Source organism: Prochlorococcus marinus str. NATL2A (assembly GCF_000012465.1).
Taxonomy (GTDB): Bacteria; Cyanobacteriota; Cyanobacteriia; order PCC-6307; family Cyanobiaceae; genus Prochlorococcus_B; species Prochlorococcus_B marinus_B.
This window is the reverse complement of record NC_007335.2, coordinates 347,370-364,908: the sequence shown is the minus strand read 5'-3', so window position 1 is coordinate 364,908 and position 17,539 is coordinate 347,370. Positions and strand designations below refer to the sequence as shown.

Annotated in this window: 21 protein-coding genes and 2 tRNA genes; 16 read left to right on the top strand and 7 right to left on the bottom strand. The window is 35.0% G+C overall.

Annotated elements, in window-relative coordinates:
• The first annotated feature begins 2 nt into the window (after window positions 1-2).
• From minC to PMN2A_RS01890, 4 genes are all read left to right on the top strand, one after another.
• On the top strand, window positions 3-647 hold the full coding sequence (minC, locus tag PMN2A_RS01905; protein ID WP_011294333.1) for a septum site-determining protein MinC: 645 nt from the start codon (window positions 3-5) through the stop codon (window positions 645-647).
• Between the two features lie 163 nt (window positions 648-810).
• Window positions 811-1,626 carry a septum site-determining protein MinD gene (gene minD / locus PMN2A_RS01900; RefSeq protein ID WP_011294332.1) on the top strand — a complete coding sequence of 272 codons (816 nt, stop codon included), beginning with the start codon at window positions 811-813 and terminating at the stop codon, window positions 1,624-1,626.
• Window positions 1,627-1,630: 4 nt separating this feature from the next.
• The gene (gene minE, locus PMN2A_RS01895) at window positions 1,631-1,978 is read left to right on the top strand and encodes a cell division topological specificity factor MinE (RefSeq protein WP_011294331.1); all 348 of its coding nucleotides are present in this window, start codon (window positions 1,631-1,633) and stop codon (window positions 1,976-1,978) included.
• A 108-nt stretch (window positions 1,979-2,086) separates the two neighbouring features.
• Window positions 2,087-2,158: transfer RNA gene (locus PMN2A_RS01890), tRNA-Thr, on the top strand.
• A gap of 190 nt (window positions 2,159-2,348) precedes the next feature.
• Here PMN2A_RS01890 and PMN2A_RS01885 read toward each other — a convergent pair.
• From PMN2A_RS01885 to psbM, 4 genes are all read right to left on the bottom strand, one after another.
• Window positions 2,349-2,963 (bottom strand): L-threonylcarbamoyladenylate synthase, encoded by a 615-nt coding sequence (locus PMN2A_RS01885; RefSeq protein WP_225866318.1) that lies wholly within the window; start codon window positions 2,961-2,963, stop codon window positions 2,349-2,351.
• A complete protein-coding gene (gene prmC / locus PMN2A_RS01880; RefSeq protein WP_011294329.1) occupies window positions 2,926-3,747 on the bottom strand; it encodes a peptide chain release factor N(5)-glutamine methyltransferase in 822 nt (273 codons plus the stop codon). Before prmC ends, PMN2A_RS01885 begins: the two co-directional genes overlap by 38 nt.
• Window positions 3,748-3,813: 66 nt before the next feature.
• Window positions 3,814-4,254: an acyl-CoA thioesterase gene (locus tag PMN2A_RS01875; RefSeq protein ID WP_011294328.1), complete on the bottom strand. Its 441-nt coding sequence runs from the start codon at window positions 4,252-4,254 to the stop codon at window positions 3,814-3,816.
• Between the two features lie 134 nt (window positions 4,255-4,388).
• Entirely contained in the window at window positions 4,389-4,547 is a 159-nt protein-coding gene (gene psbM / locus PMN2A_RS01870) for a photosystem II reaction center protein PsbM (protein ID WP_011294327.1), read from the bottom strand.
• A 480-nt stretch (window positions 4,548-5,027) separates the two neighbouring features.
• Between psbM and psbB the strand changes: the two genes are divergently transcribed.
• The 10 genes from psbB to PMN2A_RS01825 all read left to right on the top strand — a co-directional run bounded on the left by psbB (window position 5,028) and on the right by PMN2A_RS01825 (window position 13,756).
• Window positions 5,028-6,551: a photosystem II chlorophyll-binding protein CP47 gene (gene psbB / locus PMN2A_RS01865; RefSeq protein ID WP_011294326.1), complete on the top strand. Its 1,524-nt coding sequence runs from the start codon at window positions 5,028-5,030 to the stop codon at window positions 6,549-6,551.
• 38 nt (window positions 6,552-6,589) lie between these two features.
• On the top strand, window positions 6,590-6,685 hold the full coding sequence (locus PMN2A_RS10045) for a photosystem II reaction center protein T (protein ID WP_011294325.1): 96 nt from the start codon (window positions 6,590-6,592) through the stop codon (window positions 6,683-6,685).
• 159 nt (window positions 6,686-6,844) lie between these two features.
• Complete coding sequence (gene nrdR, locus PMN2A_RS01860) at window positions 6,845-7,324, top strand: transcriptional regulator NrdR (protein ID WP_011294324.1); 480 nt, start codon at window positions 6,845-6,847, stop codon at window positions 7,322-7,324.
• Window positions 7,325-7,427: 103 nt separating this feature from the next.
• Window positions 7,428-8,537: a 30S ribosomal protein S1 gene (locus PMN2A_RS01855; RefSeq protein ID WP_011294323.1), complete on the top strand. Its 1,110-nt coding sequence runs from the start codon at window positions 7,428-7,430 to the stop codon at window positions 8,535-8,537.
• An 18-nt stretch (window positions 8,538-8,555) separates the two neighbouring features.
• On the top strand, window positions 8,556-9,344 hold the full coding sequence (locus PMN2A_RS01850) for an HAD family hydrolase (RefSeq protein WP_011294322.1): 789 nt from the start codon (window positions 8,556-8,558) through the stop codon (window positions 9,342-9,344).
• A 23-nt stretch (window positions 9,345-9,367) separates the two neighbouring features.
• Window positions 9,368-10,597, top strand: a complete 1,230-nt coding sequence (gene metK, locus PMN2A_RS01845) for a methionine adenosyltransferase (RefSeq protein WP_011294321.1) — start codon at window positions 9,368-9,370, stop codon at window positions 10,595-10,597.
• Window positions 10,598-10,616: 19 nt separating this feature from the next.
• Window positions 10,617-11,852 (top strand): FGGY-family carbohydrate kinase, encoded by a 1,236-nt coding sequence (locus tag PMN2A_RS01840; RefSeq protein WP_011294320.1) that lies wholly within the window; start codon window positions 10,617-10,619, stop codon window positions 11,850-11,852.
• 97 nt (window positions 11,853-11,949) lie between these two features.
• Window positions 11,950-12,219 carry a DUF2470 domain-containing protein gene (locus PMN2A_RS01835; RefSeq protein WP_011294319.1) on the top strand — a complete coding sequence of 90 codons (270 nt, stop codon included), beginning with the start codon at window positions 11,950-11,952 and terminating at the stop codon, window positions 12,217-12,219.
• Between the two features lie 144 nt (window positions 12,220-12,363).
• Window positions 12,364-12,439, top strand: a tRNA-Phe gene (locus PMN2A_RS01830).
• Between the two features lie 321 nt (window positions 12,440-12,760).
• Window positions 12,761-13,756, top strand: a complete 996-nt coding sequence (locus tag PMN2A_RS01825) for a hypothetical protein (RefSeq protein WP_011294318.1) — start codon at window positions 12,761-12,763, stop codon at window positions 13,754-13,756.
• Here the strand turns inward: PMN2A_RS01825 and PMN2A_RS01820 are convergent.
• Both PMN2A_RS01820 and PMN2A_RS10400 read right to left on the bottom strand, forming a co-directional pair.
• The gene (locus PMN2A_RS01820) at window positions 13,737-14,825 is read right to left on the bottom strand and encodes a tetratricopeptide repeat protein (protein WP_011294317.1); all 1,089 of its coding nucleotides are present in this window, start codon (window positions 14,823-14,825) and stop codon (window positions 13,737-13,739) included. The genes PMN2A_RS01825 and PMN2A_RS01820 overlap by 20 nt on opposite strands.
• 217 nt (window positions 14,826-15,042) lie before the next feature.
• Window positions 15,043-15,213: a hypothetical protein gene (locus PMN2A_RS10400; RefSeq protein ID WP_187146454.1), complete on the bottom strand. Its 171-nt coding sequence runs from the start codon at window positions 15,211-15,213 to the stop codon at window positions 15,043-15,045.
• 425 nt (window positions 15,214-15,638) lie between these two features.
• On the opposite strand from PMN2A_RS10400, the gene PMN2A_RS01815 reads away from it, so the two are divergent.
• Window positions 15,639-15,806, top strand: coding sequence for a hypothetical protein (locus PMN2A_RS01815; protein WP_011823158.1), 168 nt, complete (start codon window positions 15,639-15,641; stop codon window positions 15,804-15,806).
• Window positions 15,807-16,222: 416 nt separating this feature from the next.
• The gene (locus PMN2A_RS01810) at window positions 16,223-16,453 is read left to right on the top strand and encodes a hypothetical protein (protein WP_011294315.1); all 231 of its coding nucleotides are present in this window, start codon (window positions 16,223-16,225) and stop codon (window positions 16,451-16,453) included.
• 33 nt (window positions 16,454-16,486) lie between these two features.
• Here PMN2A_RS01810 and PMN2A_RS01805 read toward each other — a convergent pair whose 3' ends face one another.
• Window positions 16,487-17,533, bottom strand: a complete 1,047-nt coding sequence (locus PMN2A_RS01805) for an NAD-dependent epimerase/dehydratase family protein (RefSeq protein WP_011294314.1) — start codon at window positions 17,531-17,533, stop codon at window positions 16,487-16,489.
• Window positions 17,534-17,539: the final 6 nt, after the last annotated feature.

Here is a 17,539-nt window from a genome sequence, read left to right as displayed (position 1 = left end):
AAATGAATTCAAAAAGTCAAAAAATAATAATCAATATAGAGGGTAGAAACTATCCTAATTGGAAAATAGATTTAAAAAATAAATTAAATACACTTAAGTCAAATAATTTAGAAATAGATGCTGAAAATATCGATCTTTCATGTAAAGAGATATCAGAAATCATTGAAATTGCGAATCAATATAATTGTAAGATTATTTGTTTTTGCTCATCATCTCCAAAGACGATTGTAAGCTCTCAATCACTAGGTTATAAATCTCAATTTATTGAAAGTTCTTCAAAAAATACCTCAGAGATAAACAAGAGAAATCCAACTTTTTTAAAAACTCACTTTCATCAAGGAACTGTCAGGTCAGGAGAATATATTGAAAGTCCTGGGGATTTGTTAATCCTTGGAGATGTTAATCCAGGGGCAAATGTTAGCGCAGAGGGAAATATAATTATTTGGGGAAGATTACTTGGGATTGCTCATGCAGGCAACAAAGGAAACTCTAAAGCAAAAATATCCGCACTTCAACTTAGCCCTGTTCAACTAAGAATCGCTAATAAAGTTGCTAGAGGTCCTAAGGAGAAGCCTCAATTTGGTCTTGCAGAACAAGCAAGAATCGATTCTGAAGAAATTATAATTTCCCCACTGGAGACCACATAATTAGAAAACAAAAACCAGTATGGTTTTGGACAAAAAGCAAGAAAAAATTACTTCATAAATGCTTAAAGATGTCTTCAAAAGCAAACCCAATGCAACCGATCTAACAATAAAGCTTTTTTCTTCATCAAAATCGAACTAAAGTTTGTCGAATCCAAGGAGGTCAGTGGCGACAGATACACGTGTCATTCTTATTTGCTCAGGAAAGGGTGGGGTTGGCAAGACAACCCTGACAGCTAATCTTGGCATTTCATTAGCAAGGCAGGGGTTAACCACTGCTGTTTTAGACGCAGACTTTGGTCTGAGAAATTTGGATTTACTATTAGGTCTTGAAAATCGAATTGTATATACGGCTCAAGAAGTTCTAGAGGAGGAATGCAGACTTGATCAGGCCTTAGTGAAGCACAAGCAAGAATCCAATCTATCTTTACTTCCTGCGGGGAATCCAAGAATGCTTGATTGGTTAAAACCCGATGATATGAAGTGCATAGTAGATATGTTAAAAGAACAGTTCAATTACGTTTTAATTGACTGCCCTGCAGGAGTTGAGGATGGATTTAAAAATGCTATGGCAGCCTCTCAAGAAGCAATTGTAGTTACCAACCCTGAGGTATCAGCAGTAAGAGATGCAGACAGAGTAATTGGTCTACTGAACACAAATTCCATTAAACCAGTCCAATTAGTTCTTAATCGAGTTAGGCCAAAGATGATGGCCAACCAAGAAATGCTTTCTATCGATGATGTGACTGATATTTTAGCCTTACCTTTACTTGGCCTTGTGCTAGAGGATGAACAAGTAATTGTAAGTACAAACCGAGGTGAGCCACTAACTTTAAATAGCGTTAATTCCCCAGCAGCTAAATGTTATCTAAATATTGCAAAGAGATTACAAGGAGAAGATATTCCACTTATTGATCCAGCAGAGGAGATTTCTGGATTTGGTGCGAAATTTAGAAGACTAATGCAAACAAAAATTTTCTAAAGCAATGGCAATGACACTTAGAGACATTATCAACAAGTTACTACGTAGACAGCCTGCTAGCGCTAGTACCGCGAGAGAGCGGTTGCAACTTGTTCTGGCTCATGATCGATCAGATCTCAGTACAGAACTTTTAGATCAAATGAGAAAAGAAATACTTGAGGTGGTCGCAAAGTATGTAGAGATAGATGTGGATGAAGGAGCAGTAAGTCTTGAGACAGAGGATCGCATGACCGCATTAGTTGCAAACCTACCAATAAAAAGAACTATGACTGGGCAAATCCAACTTAAAGAGCCTAAGAATCAGTCAGAAGTAGATTCTCCAGAAACTGAAGGCAAAGATCAAAACTCTTAATCAATTTCAAAATGGCATTGATTTGTTGGATGAGATTAAAAAGTATTTCCACAAATTTCTTAAATGGATTAACTTTTAGATTACTTTTTTAGGTAGGATAAAAAGATTGCCGGCTTAGCTCAGCGGTAGAGCAGCGCTTTTGTAAAGCGAAGGTCATCAGTTCAAATCTGTTAGCCGGCATTTAAAAAAAGAACTGAAGGAACTATTTAGATTTACCGGAGATTATCCAAATCAAAAAAGCTGCAATAAACAGGTTGAAAAATTTTAATTGAAAAATCCAATCAAAACTCATTATGGGGAGTCTAAAAAGCCACCAAAAAATTGATTGCACTATCAAAACTATTAATAAAAGATAAATCATTCGTTACTTTTATTTCAAAACGACTGAACCAGGCCTTAACAAATTCCACTTGCCATTTTTCCATTCAACAACTGTGCTTGCCATGCCAGAAGAACTTGGCCAAGGGATAGGAGCCAGTATTGGAATCTCCGGGAATTGAATCGAAGCTTCCATCGCATCTTTGACAGGTGTTTCTCCAGAAATGTTTGCACTTGTAGTTGCAAGAGGACCAGTTTGCATAAGCAAATCTCTTGCAATTCTTAGTGCGGGGACTCTGAAACCAACAGCATTTGAATTAGCATTCAAATATTTAGAAAAATTGCCTATTGTTGGCAAAACCATTGTTAATGCTCCAGGCCAATAGATTTTTGCCAATTGCAAGCTTTCTTCCAAAGCACAAGGATGAACAAATTCAAACAAATCATCCGAGCAACCTCCCATCAGGATAAGTGGCTTACTTGAAGGCCTTTTCTTAATAGTCCAAATTTTTTTTGAGTATTTTGGGTATGAACACAGTGCTGGCAAAGTATCAGTAGGAAATAAAGCTAAAGATCCCTTTTTCAACTTTAAAGCCAAGTCAAAGATTCCAAATTGCTGAGTGATCATTTCATTTTCTGCGACAAATTGCATAGCGCTTGATTCCACTTAAATCTTTTTCAAAAGAAACTTCTTCCATTCCAATATTCTTCATAAAACTAGTTATCTTTTCACTTTGATCATAATGATGTTCAAGAATCAACCAACCTCCTTTGGCAAGTCCATTTAATGCTCCAAGGATGATTTTTCTAGAAGCATTCATTCCATCCTCTCCACCATCCAAAGCAATAATTGGCTCATGGTTTTTAACAACTGGTTCTAACTCTTCAACTAAATAGGAGGGTATATAAGGAGGATTACTTAAAACCAAATCAAATCTTCCCCTCCATCTTTTCAAAGGTTCCCACCAATCACCCAAAGAAAATCTCACATTCGCATTTGGCACAATAGCTTTTAAATTTCTTTTTGCTAGTTCTAATGCTTCATTACTAATATCAGTTGCGTATCCATTCCAATTAGGAAGAGATTTAGCTAAAGATACTGCAATAGCTCCAGAGCCTGTACCAAGATCAGCCCATCTTCCAGAATCAAAATTAATAATTTTTTTCAAAGCAATATCAATCAAAAATTCTGTTTCTTGCCTAGGGATAAGAGCCTCTGCTGAAACCTCTAACTCAACATCTCTCCAAGGGCACTTAGAGATCAAATACTGAAGTGGGGTTTGATCTTTTAAATGAGATTTCCAAATAACTTCTAATTCATCAGTTGAGATATCTAAGGAAATAAACTTCTCAGGATTCAAAATAATGCTTTGCAATTTAGCCCAAGAGACTCCAGCGACCATATCCAAAAGCCAATCAAAATCAACTTTCCTACCGCCTATCAATATCATTTTTTTTCTCCATTTAAGAAAAGCGTCACCTGGAATGGATTTAAACATAATAGATTCTTCAATTCCTTAAAGTTTTGGTCCCTCTTCTAGCATTAATAATATATTTTTAATTTGTACTGGTAATTCTCTTACTAACTTTATAGATTCATTTGTTTTTCTTACAACAACAAGTCCTATTATTGCCTCAGCGCCAATATCACCATTTGATTTTAAGAATAAAGTTTTACAAGTAAGTCGTATTTTATTTTCCAGCTTAAATTGACTCGCTAAAAGAATCTTTTCACCATGAATAAAAGATATTTTATATCTAAGTTGAATTGAAACGACTGGAATTTCGAAACCCTTTTCAGATAGTTTTGTATACGAATGTCCAATTTTATCCAAAGCATCAATTCTCCCCTCTTCTAAAAAGTTTAAATAAGAGCCATGCCACATTACCCCTGCATGGTCAGTGTGCTGGGGAAGAACTGTTTTTGTTAATATCCATCTATTATTTTTTGAACTCATCCTCAATAAGAACCAATTATCTTAGTCGTTTAATTTGATATTAAAACTTTGAAGCAATACCTTTACGGTAAAACCTCAGTAGTGATATTGACCTCGAGCAAAAACTTGAGATCTTTGATTAGAAAAGTCCTAAATCACTTTTTAGGCTCAGGGCTCAATCTACCCTTGCTGGTATCAGAATAAAAGCTTGATTTCTCACCATCACTGGTAGAAACAAATAAACCGATAAGAAAAATAGTTGGTACTCCAACAAATAAAAGACTTGCGGCAAAGCCAAAACTAGTGGTTTCCATAACCGAGGTTTTTACTCAGAACAAATTTTACTGAAATAAACTATATATCCCTTCAGCAGAAAAACTGGGTTTTAAATCAAAGAGACTGAGATTTTGTAATTTGCCGAAAAATTATAATTTTAAAAAGTTTGTCAATTATTTTAGATTTGAAAAGCCAAGAAAAATAATTTTCAAACTATCGATTTCATGTTGATTTAAGCTCGGATTTTTAATTTTTTAAAATTAATTTGGTAAGAAAACGTCTTAAAATTACAAAATCAATTGAAATTCGAAAAATTCTTCTTTTTCTTTTTTTTTTAATTTTTTCTAGTCTGCGACTGTCTATTCTCAATTTTCAGCCCCTCAAAACCAGCTAGATTTGACTCAATAGTGTCAAAAGTCATTTCAGGTCTCTACATCCTGTGCATTAACTCAAGCAATACCATTTACGATCATGCGAGTCTTGCTGCATTAAGCAGCTTCGTTATACGAACCTGACCCATGGGATTGCCCTGGTATCGGGTGCACACAGTCGTTATCAACGACCCCGGCCGTCTCTTGGCCGTGCACCTCATGCATACTGCTTTGTTAGCCGGCTGGGCCGGCTCAATGGCCTTATATGAATTGGCCATTTTTGATCCTTCTGATCCAGTACTTAATCCAATGTGGCGCCAAGGCATGTATGTCATGCCCTTTATGGCCCGCCTAGGAATTACAGGCAGCTGGAACGGATGGGATATAACTGGAGCAACCGGAGTTGACCCCGGTTTCTGGAGCTTCGAAGGTGTTGCTGCAGCTCATATAGTTTTCAGTGGTCTCCTGATGCTTGCTGCCGTATGGCACTGGACATATTGGGACCTTGAATTGTGGGAAGATTCCCGCACTGGAGAGCCAGCTTTAGATCTTCCAAGAATATTTGGAATTCATCTTTTCTTAGCAGGCCTTACATGCTTTGGCTTTGGTGCATTTCATTGTTCATCAGTAGGCATATGGGTTTCTGATCCATATGGATTAACTGGGCATGTAGAAAAAGTTGCTCCAGTCTGGGGTGCAGAAGGATTTAATCCATTCAATGCTGGAGGAATTGTCGCCAATCATGTTGGGGCAGGACTTTTAGGAATAATTGGTGGAATATTCCATATCACCAATAGACCTGGAGAAAGGCTCTACAGGGCTCTAAAGCTAGGAAGTCTTGAAGGCGTTCTAGCAAGTGCTTTGGCAGCTGTTCTTTTTGTATCCTTCGTAGTTGCTGGAACAATGTGGTATGGATCAGCAACAACTCCAGTGGAATTATTTGGTCCTACTAGATATCAATGGGATTCTGGTTATTTCAAAACTGAAATCAACCGCAGAGTGCAAGAATCTATGAATGATGGTGCATCGAAAGCTGAGGCTTATGCATCTATTCCTGAGCAACTTGCTTTCTACGACTATGTAGGTAATAGTCCCGCCAAAGGAGGACTATTTAGAGTTGGTGCAATGGTTAATGGAGATGGAGTTCCGAGTGGATGGCAAGGTCACATCTCATTTACTGATAGCGATGGCAATGACTTAGAAGTAAGAAGAATTCCAAATTTCTTTGAGAACTTCCCTGTCATTCTTGAAGACAAGGATGGGAATGTCAAAGCTGACATTCCTTTCCGTCGAGCCGAAGCTAAGTACTCCATTGAACAAACTGGAGTCACAGCTACTGTTTATGGTGGTGAATTAAATGGACAAACATTTACTGATCCAGTAATAGTTAAACGTCTAGCTAGAAAATCTCAGCTTGGAGAGGCCTTCAAGTTTGACAGAGATAGATACAAGTCAGATGGTGTATTCAGAAGCTCTCCAAGAGCCTGGTTCACTTATGCTCACTTGTGTTTTGGCTTACTATTCCTCTTCGGGCACTGGTGGCACGCCGCTAGGACTCTATTTGGCGACAGATTCTCAGGTATCGATCCAGAGCTTGGGGATCAGGTTGAGTTTGGTCTCTTCAAAAAACTTGGAGACGAATCTACCCGCCGAGTTCCTGGTCGAGCCTAAATCAGGATTCTTTATCCCCCTTTATACCGAGAACTTAGATGGAAGCTTTCTCCTACGTGCTAATACTTACTTTGGCACTTGTAACGCTCTTCTTTGCTGTCGCATTTCGTGATCCTCCGAAATACGACAAGTAAATAACAATAAAAAAAGCCCTGAAAATTCAGGGCTTTTTTTATTGTTATTTACTTGAAATTAAAAAAATATTTTAAGTCTAAAAGTAGTTTTATTTAATCTACCCCTTCTCAGAAGCCAAATAAATGTTTAAAGTTAGTTAAATCGTTAAAAAGGGCTGCATGCAGTGCCCATCTTGTCAAAATACAGACAGTCGAGTTCTTGAATCTCGTTCGGCTGATTCTGGAAGAAGCGTAAGAAGAAGAAGGGAGTGCTTAAATTGCGACTTCCGATTTACTACTTATGAAAGAGTAGAAACAACACCAATTAATGTTTTAAAAAGAAGCGGAGCAAAAGAATTATTTAATCGAAGTAAAATAATTAATGGCCTAAACAGAGCCTGTGAAAAAACACTTATACATGGATCTAAAATTGAATTTATTGTTGACGAAATAGAGCTAGAACTCCATCAAGGAGTTTGTAAAGAGATCAAATCAATTGAAATTGGAGAAATGGTTCTTACACATTTAAAAGATATTAATGAAGTTGCTTATATCAGATTTGCATCTGTTTATAGACAGTTTAATGGAATTAATGATTTCATGAAAACCCTTGAAGCACTAAAACCAATAAAAAAAGAACAATTGGCATCAGTTATTTAACTAGAAAGACCTATCAATAAAGTAGAATTTAATCTCAATTTGGTCGGCGGGCCATTTTGTATTCCTATCGCACTGTTCTAAAAAGGCAGACCGCCATTCAAGCATGTCTGAAAATCCAGCAAGCAAAATTGAAGAAAAAAATCCTGAAAAAGAGACATCTATACCTGAAGAAACTGTTTCAAATGCCACAATTGCAGAGTTTGAAGAAAATTCAATTACTGAATTAAAAGAAGACGATATTCCAAAAAACATTCCTGCTGCTGATGACTCTTCAAGCAGAATTAATAAGAGTGATCTTGAAACTGCAGGTTTCACACTTGATGAATTTGCATCTTTACTAAGTAAATACGACTACAATTTTAAACCTGGTGACATCGTCAATGGAACAGTTTTTGCTCTTGAATCGAAAGGAGCAATGATTGACATCGGAGCGAAAACAGCTGCTTTTATGCCTATGCAAGAAGTCTCAATAAATAGAGTCGAGGGTCTGAGTGATGTTTTACAGCCCTCAGAAATTAGAGAATTTTTTATAATGACTGAGGAAAATGAGGATGGCCAATTATCCTTATCTATCAGGAGAATTGAATATCAACGAGCTTGGGAAAGAGTTAGACAATTACAAAAAGAAGATGCAACAATTTATTCCGAGGTTTTTGCTACAAATAGAGGCGGTGCACTTGTTCGAGTTGAAGGGCTCAGAGGATTTATTCCTGGATCACACATAAGCACTAGAAAGGCGAAAGAAGAACTAGTTGCTGATTTCTTGCCATTGAAATTCTTAGAAGTTGATGAAGAAAGGAATAGGCTTGTTTTAAGTCATCGCAGGGCTTTAGTCGAGAGAAAAATGAATCGCCTTGAAGTTGGAGAAGTTGTTGTAGGAGCAGTCAGAGGAATTAAACCTTATGGTGCATTTATAGACATTGGTGGCGTAAGTGGACTTCTTCACATCTCTGAAATAAGCCATGAGCATATTGAAACTCCTCACTCCGTATTAAATGTCAATGATCAAATGAAGGTCATGATTATTGATCTAGACGCTGAAAGAGGAAGAATTTCTCTATCGACGAAGGCGCTTGAACCAGAACCTGGAGACATGCTGACTGACCCTCAAAAAGTTTTTGATAAGGCTGAAGAGATGGCAGCGAGATACAAACAAATGCTTCTTGAGCAAGCAGAAGAAGGAGAAGATCCTATTGCAGTAATGACTATTTGATTATTTACATTTATTGAAATGGCAGAACTATTAATAAAAAATAGCTCTGTTGGTTTTATTAAGGCAGTAATATTTGATAAGGATGGGACCTTATCAAATAGTGAGGAGTGCTTATTAGAACTGGCTAAAACTAGGATAAATTTTTTTGAAGATAAACTTAAAAAATTAAAACTAAACAATATTAAAATTTGGTTATTAAAAAAATTGCTTATTTCTGTTTATGGATTAAAGAAAAATTATCTTTCAGCTAATGCAAGTTTAGCTATAGCTTCTAGAGAGCAAAACATTATATCAACTGCGACAATCTTTACTTTATTTGGTTTCGATTGGTTTCAATCACTTTCAATAGGTAAAGAAATCTTCGATGAAGTAGATATTTACCTTTTTAATCAAAAAGGTAATGCGCAGAAGCATAGAAATCTAATTTCAGGAGCTTTAGATCTATTGGTTTCTCTAAAAAAAGAAGGAGTATCTATTGCATTAATGACAAATGATACACAAGTAGGGATTGAAGAATTTATTTGCAGAAATAAATTGGAAGGTATATTTGATTATCATTGGAGTGCTGAAAATAAACCTTCTAAACCCAATCCAGAAGCAGTTATAGAACTTTGCAAAAAAATGAACTTTAACCCGTCAGATTGTGCTCTTATTTCAGATGCAGATACTGATTTAAGAATGGCCAAAGAAGCTGGCATAACAATAGTAGTTGGTTTTAATGGTGGCTGGCAAACCCCCCCAGTTCTGACTGAAAAGAAATTTCTTATAGAAAAATTAAATGAATTAAAAATTCATTCAAGCTATTAAAATATTGAATATTAATATTTTAAATGAGTAGATACGTTTTCACATCTGAATCTGTCACTGAAGGGCATCCAGACAAAATCTGTGATCAAGTGAGTGACGCAGTTTTAGATGCATGCCTCAGTGAAGATCCAACCAGCAGAGTCGCATGTGAAGCAGTTGTTAATACTGGCTTATGTTTAATAACTGGAGAAATAACTTCAAAAGCAGAGGTGGATTTTAATAAGCTTGTCAGAGAAGTTATCAAAAACATTGGATATAGAAGTGCAAGTGATGGCGGATTCGATGCTAATAGTTGCGCCGTTCTAGTCGCACTTGACCAACAGTCTTCAGATATAGCTCAAGGTGTAAATGAAGCTGAAGACCATTCAACAGATCCGCTCGATCAAGTAGGGGCTGGTGATCAGGGGATTATGTTTGGATTTGCTTGCGACGAGACTCCTGAACTTATGCCATTGCCAATAAGTCTCGCTCATCGATTAGCACGAAGGCTGGCATTAGTTAGGCATCAACAATTAATCGATTATCTTTTACCTGATGGCAAAACCCAAGTAAGTGTCTCATACGAAAACGGAGTACCATGCTCCATAGACACAATACTGATTTCTACTCAGCATAAATCCGAAGTAGATGGAATAACTCTTGAAGAGGAAATTCAAAAGAGAATTGCTAAAGACCTATGGAAATTTGTTGTTGAGCCTGCTACCGAAGACCTGCCTCTGAAACCTGCTAAAGGATCAACTCGCTTCCTTGTTAATCCCACAGGGAAATTTGTTATTGGGGGACCCCAAGGCGACGCAGGTCTAACTGGAAGAAAAATAATTGTTGATACCTATGGTGGATATGCTCGACATGGTGGAGGCGCTTTTTCAGGGAAAGACCCTACTAAGGTTGATAGATCTGCAGCTTATGCAGCAAGATTTGTTGCGAAGGCATTAGTTGCAGCAAATCTTGCAAAAAAAGTTGAAGTTCAATTAAGTTATGCAATCGGAGTCGCAAAACCTATATCGATACTTGTGGATTCATTTGGGACAGGAAAGGTTTCAGACTCTGAACTAACACAACTTGTACAAGATCAATTCGATCTAAGACCAGGCGCAATTATTAAAGCATTCGATCTTCAAAACCTACCAAGTATTAGAGGTGGACGTTTTTATAGAGATACCGCGGCCTATGGTCATTTTGGCAGAACGGATATTCTTCTCCCATGGGAGGACGTATCTCAAAAAGCAAAAGAACTAAGTTTGCTCAAATAAAAAGAATTTAATAAAAAAAATGTTAAACAATTCTCTTGTACTTGGTATAGATCTTGGTACATCAGGCGTAAGGATTGCAATCATTAATGTTAAAAAAAAAATACTATTCACATCATCAACAAAATACTCTAAAGGTCTAGAAATATCTGGAGACTGGATAAATAGCCTCAAAACTCTAATACAACAAATTCCAAGAGATCTCAAAGAAAAGTTGGTTTCTTGTTCAGTAGCTGGAACCTCTGGAACACTTCTAGCGTGCAATAGAGATGGAGTTCCTCTAGGGAAAGCCCTACCTTATTTCTTACCATTTTCGGAATATTCATACGAGATAAGAAATCTATTTACTAAAGAATGTGCAGGATCAAGCGTAAGTGGAAGTGTTGGAAGAGCACTAAAACTTCTAGCCTTATATGGTAATGAAATAATCTTAAGGCACCAAGCAGATTGGATTAGTGGATGGCTTATAAATAATTGGGAGTATGGGGAAGAAGGTAACAATATTAGGATGGGTTGGGAAATATCAAATAGTTCATGGCCAGAAAATTTTCAAAATTTAAAATGGTTAAAATGTCTTCCGAAAATAATTCCTTCAGGTCAAATAATGGGAAATGTATGTACTAAAAAAGCAGATGAATTAAGTTTACCAAAAAATCTTAAAGTCATAGCAGGAACTACAGATTCTAATGCTGGGGTTTTAGCTACTTTCCCTAATAAAAATGATGGGATAACAATCCTTGGTAGCACAATAGTAATTAAAAAATTTGTAAATAACCCCTTGGAGGGAAAAGGTATTTCAAATCATAAATTGTTAGGGAATTGGCTATCTGGTGGAGCATCTAATACAGGGGCTTCGATACTACTAGACTTCTTTAATCTTGAATATATTGCAGAATTAAGCAAACAAATAAATCCTAATAAATCATCAGGATTAAACCTTCTTCCATTGTCAAGTCAAGGAGAAAGATTTCCAATAGATGACCCAAATTTACAACCTAAACTTGATCCAAGACCAGTCAGTGATTCTCTTTATCTTCATGCATTATTTGAAGGGTTAGCGAAAATAGAAGCAAGAGGCTGGCAAAAACTTAATGAATTAGGAGCTGATTTACCTCGGCAAATAATTACTATTGGAGGAGGTGCAAAAAATATTACTTGGAAAAAAATAAGAGAAAGAGAAATTGGCATACCAATAAAAATATGCAACACCCCCCCCGCTGCTGGAGTAGCAAGTATTGCTTTGCAGGGATTATTATGAATAAAGGATTAAATTCTTTATAAAATTTTTAATCTGAATTTCTTTAAATCTATCTATCTTATTAATAAGTTTCTAAAATCACTAACAAAAAAATTTTATGAACTCCGAGCCAATCACCCAAGAGTCAAGTACAAGAATATGTAATCATATGAACAAAGACCATGAGGATGCTGTCAATGCATATGCAAAATATTATGGAAAAATTAAAACTTTTAAATCAGCAAAAATGATAAGCCTATCCCCAGAAGCTGTTCAGCTTAAAATTGATGACGAGACATTAGAAATAAAATTCGATCATATTCTTCAAGACTGTTCAGATGCACATAAAACATTGGTTAGGATGATCAAAGCTATTCCTAAGTTATGAAATTTGCTTCCAACAAAATCATTGGAAAGCTAGCATTTTCATGATTTTCAAATTACCTTTGAAATTAGACAAAAGAAAAATAAGGCGATTTCAATTTATTTTTCAATAAGGTACTTACGAATTGGTAGATTATTAGGGTTTAAAGCCGGGATAGCTCAGTTGGTAGAGCAGGCGACTGAAAATCGCCGTGTCCCCAGTTCAAATCTGGGTCCTGGCACCATTAATGAGCACCTTATAGGTGCTTTTTTAATACCCAAAACAAAATATAGTTGCGTTTTCAGGGTTTTAAGTTCGTTAAGGCACAAATTGAGTATCTATAAAAACGGTATGGAAGTGGTATGGAAGTTTCCCTATCAGATCAATGAATTATTACTGCCATGATGTTCTATGAATAATCAGGTATTCATTTTAGAAATCCAGAACTGATACATCCCAGCGAAGGTGTTTGGATGTTTTGCTTCAAACTTTACCCAGTTTTCTAAATCTTGGTGTTCAACTAGATTAAAGAGAAGACATAAGTCATGTAGCATTGATATCTCTTATGGACGACAATTGGAATTTTTTACTTTCTGAATTTCGTAGACTTGGCGGAGTAGCAGATAATGTATTTCAAAAGGAAGGTGAATATGGAAGAGGTATTTTTTCTGTTAATCCAAGTCTGAGAGCGAGAATTTTTACTCCATCAAAGTTAATGATCAAAAAAGACGATATTTATTTAGAAGATAATAAATTAAGAATTAAAAAAGATAAGGAATATAATCAGGAAATTAGAAATTTTTTTAATTTTTACCAAGATAACTTTTCATGGGGATCTGGCGGCAAAGAAACAACAGAATTATTTGAGAGGGGATTAAGTTTATTTAATTCAAATTTAAAAGAATTAATTAAAAAATATGCTTTAGTTGATATAGACGAAAGGCATAAAGGGACATGGAATAATGTTATTAAAAAGCAATTTTTGAATGCTAGAGTATTTAAGTTTAAAAATAGTAGTGTTGTCGTTCCCATAGTGGAACTTGTAAATCATAAAGTAAGATCTTTTCCTTTTATTACTAATAAGGATGGAATAAGCACTCCTAATTATCCTGCTGTAAATGGTGAGTTAAGACATTCATATAGCAGAATTAGTCCATTAAGTCGTTTTTTTTATCAAGGTTTTTTTTCTGAAGAAAGCATAATTTTTTCAATTCCTTTGTCAATAAATATTGAAGATCTTGGAATTCATATTGTCTGCAAGGGGATGAGTATTAACGATGATTCTATGAAAATAGAAAGATCTGGTAAAAAAATCATTTTAGAGGGTTTACCGATCGCTGATGTTAATCATCCGAGATTACCGTATGAATATTTTGATGAGATTCTTAGGAAGATTGATCATATCAATATCCCTCAAGATTTTTTATTGAAAATATTCCAGTTAAATATTTCAATTAGAAATAAAGTTATAAATGAGTCTAAATTAATAGACAACGAAGTCTCAAAGATCTTAACCAAACTTATGCATTATGAGATCAATCTTATATCATCTCATAATTAAAACTGTATGAACCAGCAAGTGACCAGGACCTTAAAGACATAATCTTTTCTGAACATAATCTTGCGTCTTTTAATTTGCCAAGATCTCTCAATATGTTTCCCAGATTTAAATGCGCATCTGTGTTATCAGGTTTGATTTCAATTGCTTTGCGAGTTGATAATTCTGCATCTTGTAATTCACCAAGATCTCTCAATATGTTTCCCAGATTTAAATGCGCATCTGCGTAATCAGATTTGATTTCAATTGCTCTGCGGTATGACAATTCTGCTTGGTCACTTTTACCAAGATCATTCAATATGATTCCCAGGTTGTAATGCGCTTCTGCGTAATCAGGTTTAATTTTAATTGCTTTGCGATATGACAATTCTGCTTCTTGTGATTTACCAAGATCATTCAATAAGTTTCCCAAATTGTAATGAGCATCTGCGTAATCAGATTTGATTTCAATTGCTCTGCGGTATGACAATTCTGCTTGGTCACTTTTACCAAGATCATTCAATATGATTCCCAGGTTGTAATGCGCTTCTGCGTAATCAGGTTTAATTTTAATTGCTTTGCGATATGACAATTCTGCTTCTTGTGATTTACCAAGATCATTCAATATGATTCCAAGATTGTAATGAGCATCTGCGTAATCAGGTTTAATTTCAATCGCTTTGCGATATGACAATTCTGCGTCTTGTAATTTGCCTAGTTCTTTCAATAAGTTTCCCAAATTGTAATGAGCATCTGCGTAATCAGGTTTAATTTCAATCGCTTTGCGATATGACAATTCTGCGTCTTGTGTCTGAGCTAGATTTTTTAAAACCACTCCATAATTAGAAAAAACTATGTGATCTTTGAAACCTTGCTCTACAAACAGTTGATAATATTTTGCTGCTTCTTGAATATTTCCTTTTAGATGAAATTGAATTGCTTGATTGATTATTTGTTCTTTAGAAGGTTTGGAGGGGGTATTTGTTTTAATAGTAAGATTTTCTTGCTTTTCTCCTAAAGCAAATGGAACTGCAAATGTTTTTATTTCAATAATTTTTTTCTTTCCTTCTCTTTCTTGACTAGAACTATCCACCTTCTCTTACCTTTTATCTCTTTTGGTCTTGCAATTTTACTACTAAAGAACAGCGGATACTTGAAATTGATTGGTGTCCTGAAGTTGCTTAAAGATCTTTTGACCTGAACTCTTCTGTATAAACTCCAACGCTAATGATTTGATTGCTTGCTTCTACTTGAAAGATTTTCTTTCGTAAGTCTTTTTCTCAAAGGACCCATCAATGACTACTAACAACTTATTTACTCTTCTGGAACTGCTGAGGTGAGTAAATCCCCAGAACTTCCATACCAATGATTCTTAAATAAAAAAGAAAAACAACTCCCAAAGAATTGTACTGGTATGGAAGTGGTATGGAAGTTTTTGAGAAGGCACCATATCTAGAAATTTGTCCTGTCTTCACAGGCATAAATAGTGTTTTTTTAGTATTTTTTTAAGTTGTCCCCAGTTCAAATCTGGGTCCTGGCACCATTTATTAAGCACCTAATAGGTGCTTTTTTAATAGCAAAAACACCCGATAGTTACTTTTTAAGGATTTTGCTTTGAAACTACCAAGTTAAAAGCTGGGTCCTGACATCATTCAAATATGTACATTTGAATATTAAAAAGCACCTCCAACAAGTTGCTTTTTAATGCCTAGAAAAGAGTTGGCAATAATTTTTGATTTTTAATCTACTCAACCATTCTTTAGAACTTAAAGGCATTTAAGTCGTCAGTTAATAAGCAGACCAATCCTAATTATTACAAAGCTGCATAAGAGTTGATACTAGAAGCTCAAAAAATAAAAGATCATTTCAATCTTGAGTTAGCATAAAAGAAATTAGTAGTTTAGAGATGATGAACCTTTTAATCGGAGTTCAAAGTACATTTGATCTTTCCAAAGTAGATTTCTCATCAGGTCTAGGTATAAATTCACCTGATCTTGCTGGTATATCATTTTTAATGGTTATTTTTGCAGGGGTTTTAGCTTTGAGACTTGGAACCACTCTTAGAGACTCGTAGTTTTATTTAAAAATACTACAAGTTAAATATATAAATCTTTTCACTAAAGCTGATAATTTTTAAATAATAACTCATCTTATTTTTAAACGTTAAAAGATTTGATGATTTTAATTGTCAACTTCTTCTAAAGAAGTTGACAATTAAAATGAAGATAATAATAAGTAAGACTAAAAAATCGTTAATATCTGGCAAAATAAAAAGCTGGTAATCAAATTTATTTTAAACAATAATAATAATTTATGTTGGTTTTACTATCATTTATCTCCAAACGCATTAGTTAGCATATTAAGGATAAGTTATACAGCGATAGGCTTTATCGAGCAAAATTAATAATGATTAACTATATTACAAAGACTTAGTCATTTTTAATATCCCATTAAGGAGTTAAAATGATTTAAACATTTGATTCTATTCATATGAATTTAGAAACATCTAGTGAAAATTTATATAATAATGCTGATAGTTTTGCAATGGCATTTGATGCAGCTTGGAAAGATTGTGATCTAGGAAATAATAAAGATATAAAAATAGATGAAAAGATTGAAATAGCTTTTGAGAAGATTAAAAATCATCCTTTTCTAATTTCAAATCCAATCCAATCAAAAAATGTTGCTCGCTTCAGAATTAAATTATTAGGACTAGCCTAAGTTTTAAATAAACAGAAAAATCAAAACCAGTGTTCAAAAAGTATTTTTAAAATAGTCTAAGTACCATTCAGAGAACAATTTAATACCATTTTCTATGGATGTTATGGGTTTGTAATCTACCCACGAATTAAGCAAGTCCATTCTTGCAGCAGTAGAAACTACATCTCCCGGCTGCATAGGTTGAAAATTCTTTATAGCTTTCTTTCCCAAATTCTTCTCTAATAACTCTATAAAATATGTGAGTTGAGTTGGACGTGAATTACCTATATTAAAAATCCTATAAGGTGCTGATGAAGTTGAAGGGTTAGGAACAAGAGGATTAAAGTCATCATCAATACTTGCTTTCTTGAAGCAACAACGAATTATCCCCTCTACTACATCATCGATGTAAGTAAAATCCCTTTGCATTTTACCGTAATTAAATACTTGGATTGGCTCATTATTTAAAATTGATCTCGCAAAAATCATTGGAGCCATATCGGGTCTTCCCCATGGGCCATAAACGGTAAAGAATCGTAGTCCAGTTGTTGGTAAATCATATAAGTGGCTATAGGTATGGGCCATTAATTCATTAGATTTCTTAGTGGCTGCATACAAACTAACTGGATGATTTACGGCTTGTTCTTCATAGAAAGGAAGATTTTTATTGCCACCATAAACAGAACTGCTAGATGCATAAATCAAATGAGGTATTTGATTCTGCCTACATCCTTCCAATACATTTGCAAAACCTACCAAATTACTTTGTATATATGCAGCAGGGTTGGTTATTGAATAACGAACACCCGCTTGTGCGGCAAGATGAACAAAAACTTGTGGATTGTATCTATTAATTATGTCTTGCAATACTTTATTATCTTCTATAGGAATCTCATAAAAAAACCATTCTCCATTTACCGTGGAAACTTTTTCAATTTCAGTTAATCTGGATCTCTTTAAGGACGTAGAATAATAGTCATTTAAGTTATCAATACCTATAACTTTAAAATTCAAGTTAAGCAGAGCTTTTACTAAAGCCGCGCCAATAAAACCTGCGGCTCCTGTTACAAGAATCGTCTCATTACTTGCCTTTGAATTCATGGGATT

Bases quoted from the DNA above. Each gene is read 5' to 3' on its own strand.
- PMN2A_RS01840 (WP_011294320.1), top strand. From the start codon at position 10,617: ATGTTAAACAATTCTCTTGTACTTGGTATAGATCTTGGTACATCAGGC.
- minE (WP_011294331.1), top strand. From the start codon at position 1,631: ATGGCAATGACACTTAGAGACATTATCAACAAGTTACTACGTAGACAG.
- PMN2A_RS01810 (WP_011294315.1), top strand. From the start codon at position 16,223: ATGAATTTAGAAACATCTAGTGAAAATTTATATAATAATGCTGATAGT.
- metK (WP_011294321.1), top strand. From the start codon at position 9,368: ATGAGTAGATACGTTTTCACATCTGAATCTGTCACTGAAGGGCATCCA.
- psbB (WP_011294326.1), top strand. From the start codon at position 5,028: ATGGGATTGCCCTGGTATCGGGTGCACACAGTCGTTATCAACGACCCC.
- PMN2A_RS10400 (WP_187146454.1), bottom strand. From the start codon at position 15,213: ATGCCTGTGAAGACAGGACAAATTTCTAGATATGGTGCCTTCTCAAAA.
- prmC (WP_011294329.1), bottom strand. From the start codon at position 3,747: ATGATATTGATAGGCGGTAGGAAAGTTGATTTTGATTGGCTTTTGGAT.
- PMN2A_RS01825 (WP_011294318.1), top strand. From the start codon at position 12,761: ATGGACGACAATTGGAATTTTTTACTTTCTGAATTTCGTAGACTTGGC.
- psbM (WP_011294327.1), bottom strand. From the start codon at position 4,547: ATGGAAACCACTAGTTTTGGCTTTGCCGCAAGTCTTTTATTTGTTGGA.
- nrdR (WP_011294324.1), top strand. From the start codon at position 6,845: ATGCAGTGCCCATCTTGTCAAAATACAGACAGTCGAGTTCTTGAATCT.
- PMN2A_RS01835 (WP_011294319.1), top strand. From the start codon at position 11,950: ATGAACTCCGAGCCAATCACCCAAGAGTCAAGTACAAGAATATGTAAT.
- minC (WP_011294333.1), top strand. From the start codon at position 3: ATGAATTCAAAAAGTCAAAAAATAATAATCAATATAGAGGGTAGAAAC.
- PMN2A_RS01875 (WP_011294328.1), bottom strand. From the start codon at position 4,254: ATGAGTTCAAAAAATAATAGATGGATATTAACAAAAACAGTTCTTCCC.
- PMN2A_RS01805 (WP_011294314.1), bottom strand. From the start codon at position 17,533: ATGAATTCAAAGGCAAGTAATGAGACGATTCTTGTAACAGGAGCCGCA.
- PMN2A_RS01855 (WP_011294323.1), top strand. From the start codon at position 7,428: ATGTCTGAAAATCCAGCAAGCAAAATTGAAGAAAAAAATCCTGAAAAA.
- PMN2A_RS10045 (WP_011294325.1), top strand. From the start codon at position 6,590: ATGGAAGCTTTCTCCTACGTGCTAATACTTACTTTGGCACTTGTAACG.
- PMN2A_RS01815 (WP_011823158.1), top strand. From the start codon at position 15,639: ATGATGAACCTTTTAATCGGAGTTCAAAGTACATTTGATCTTTCCAAA.
- PMN2A_RS01850 (WP_011294322.1), top strand. From the start codon at position 8,556: ATGGCAGAACTATTAATAAAAAATAGCTCTGTTGGTTTTATTAAGGCA.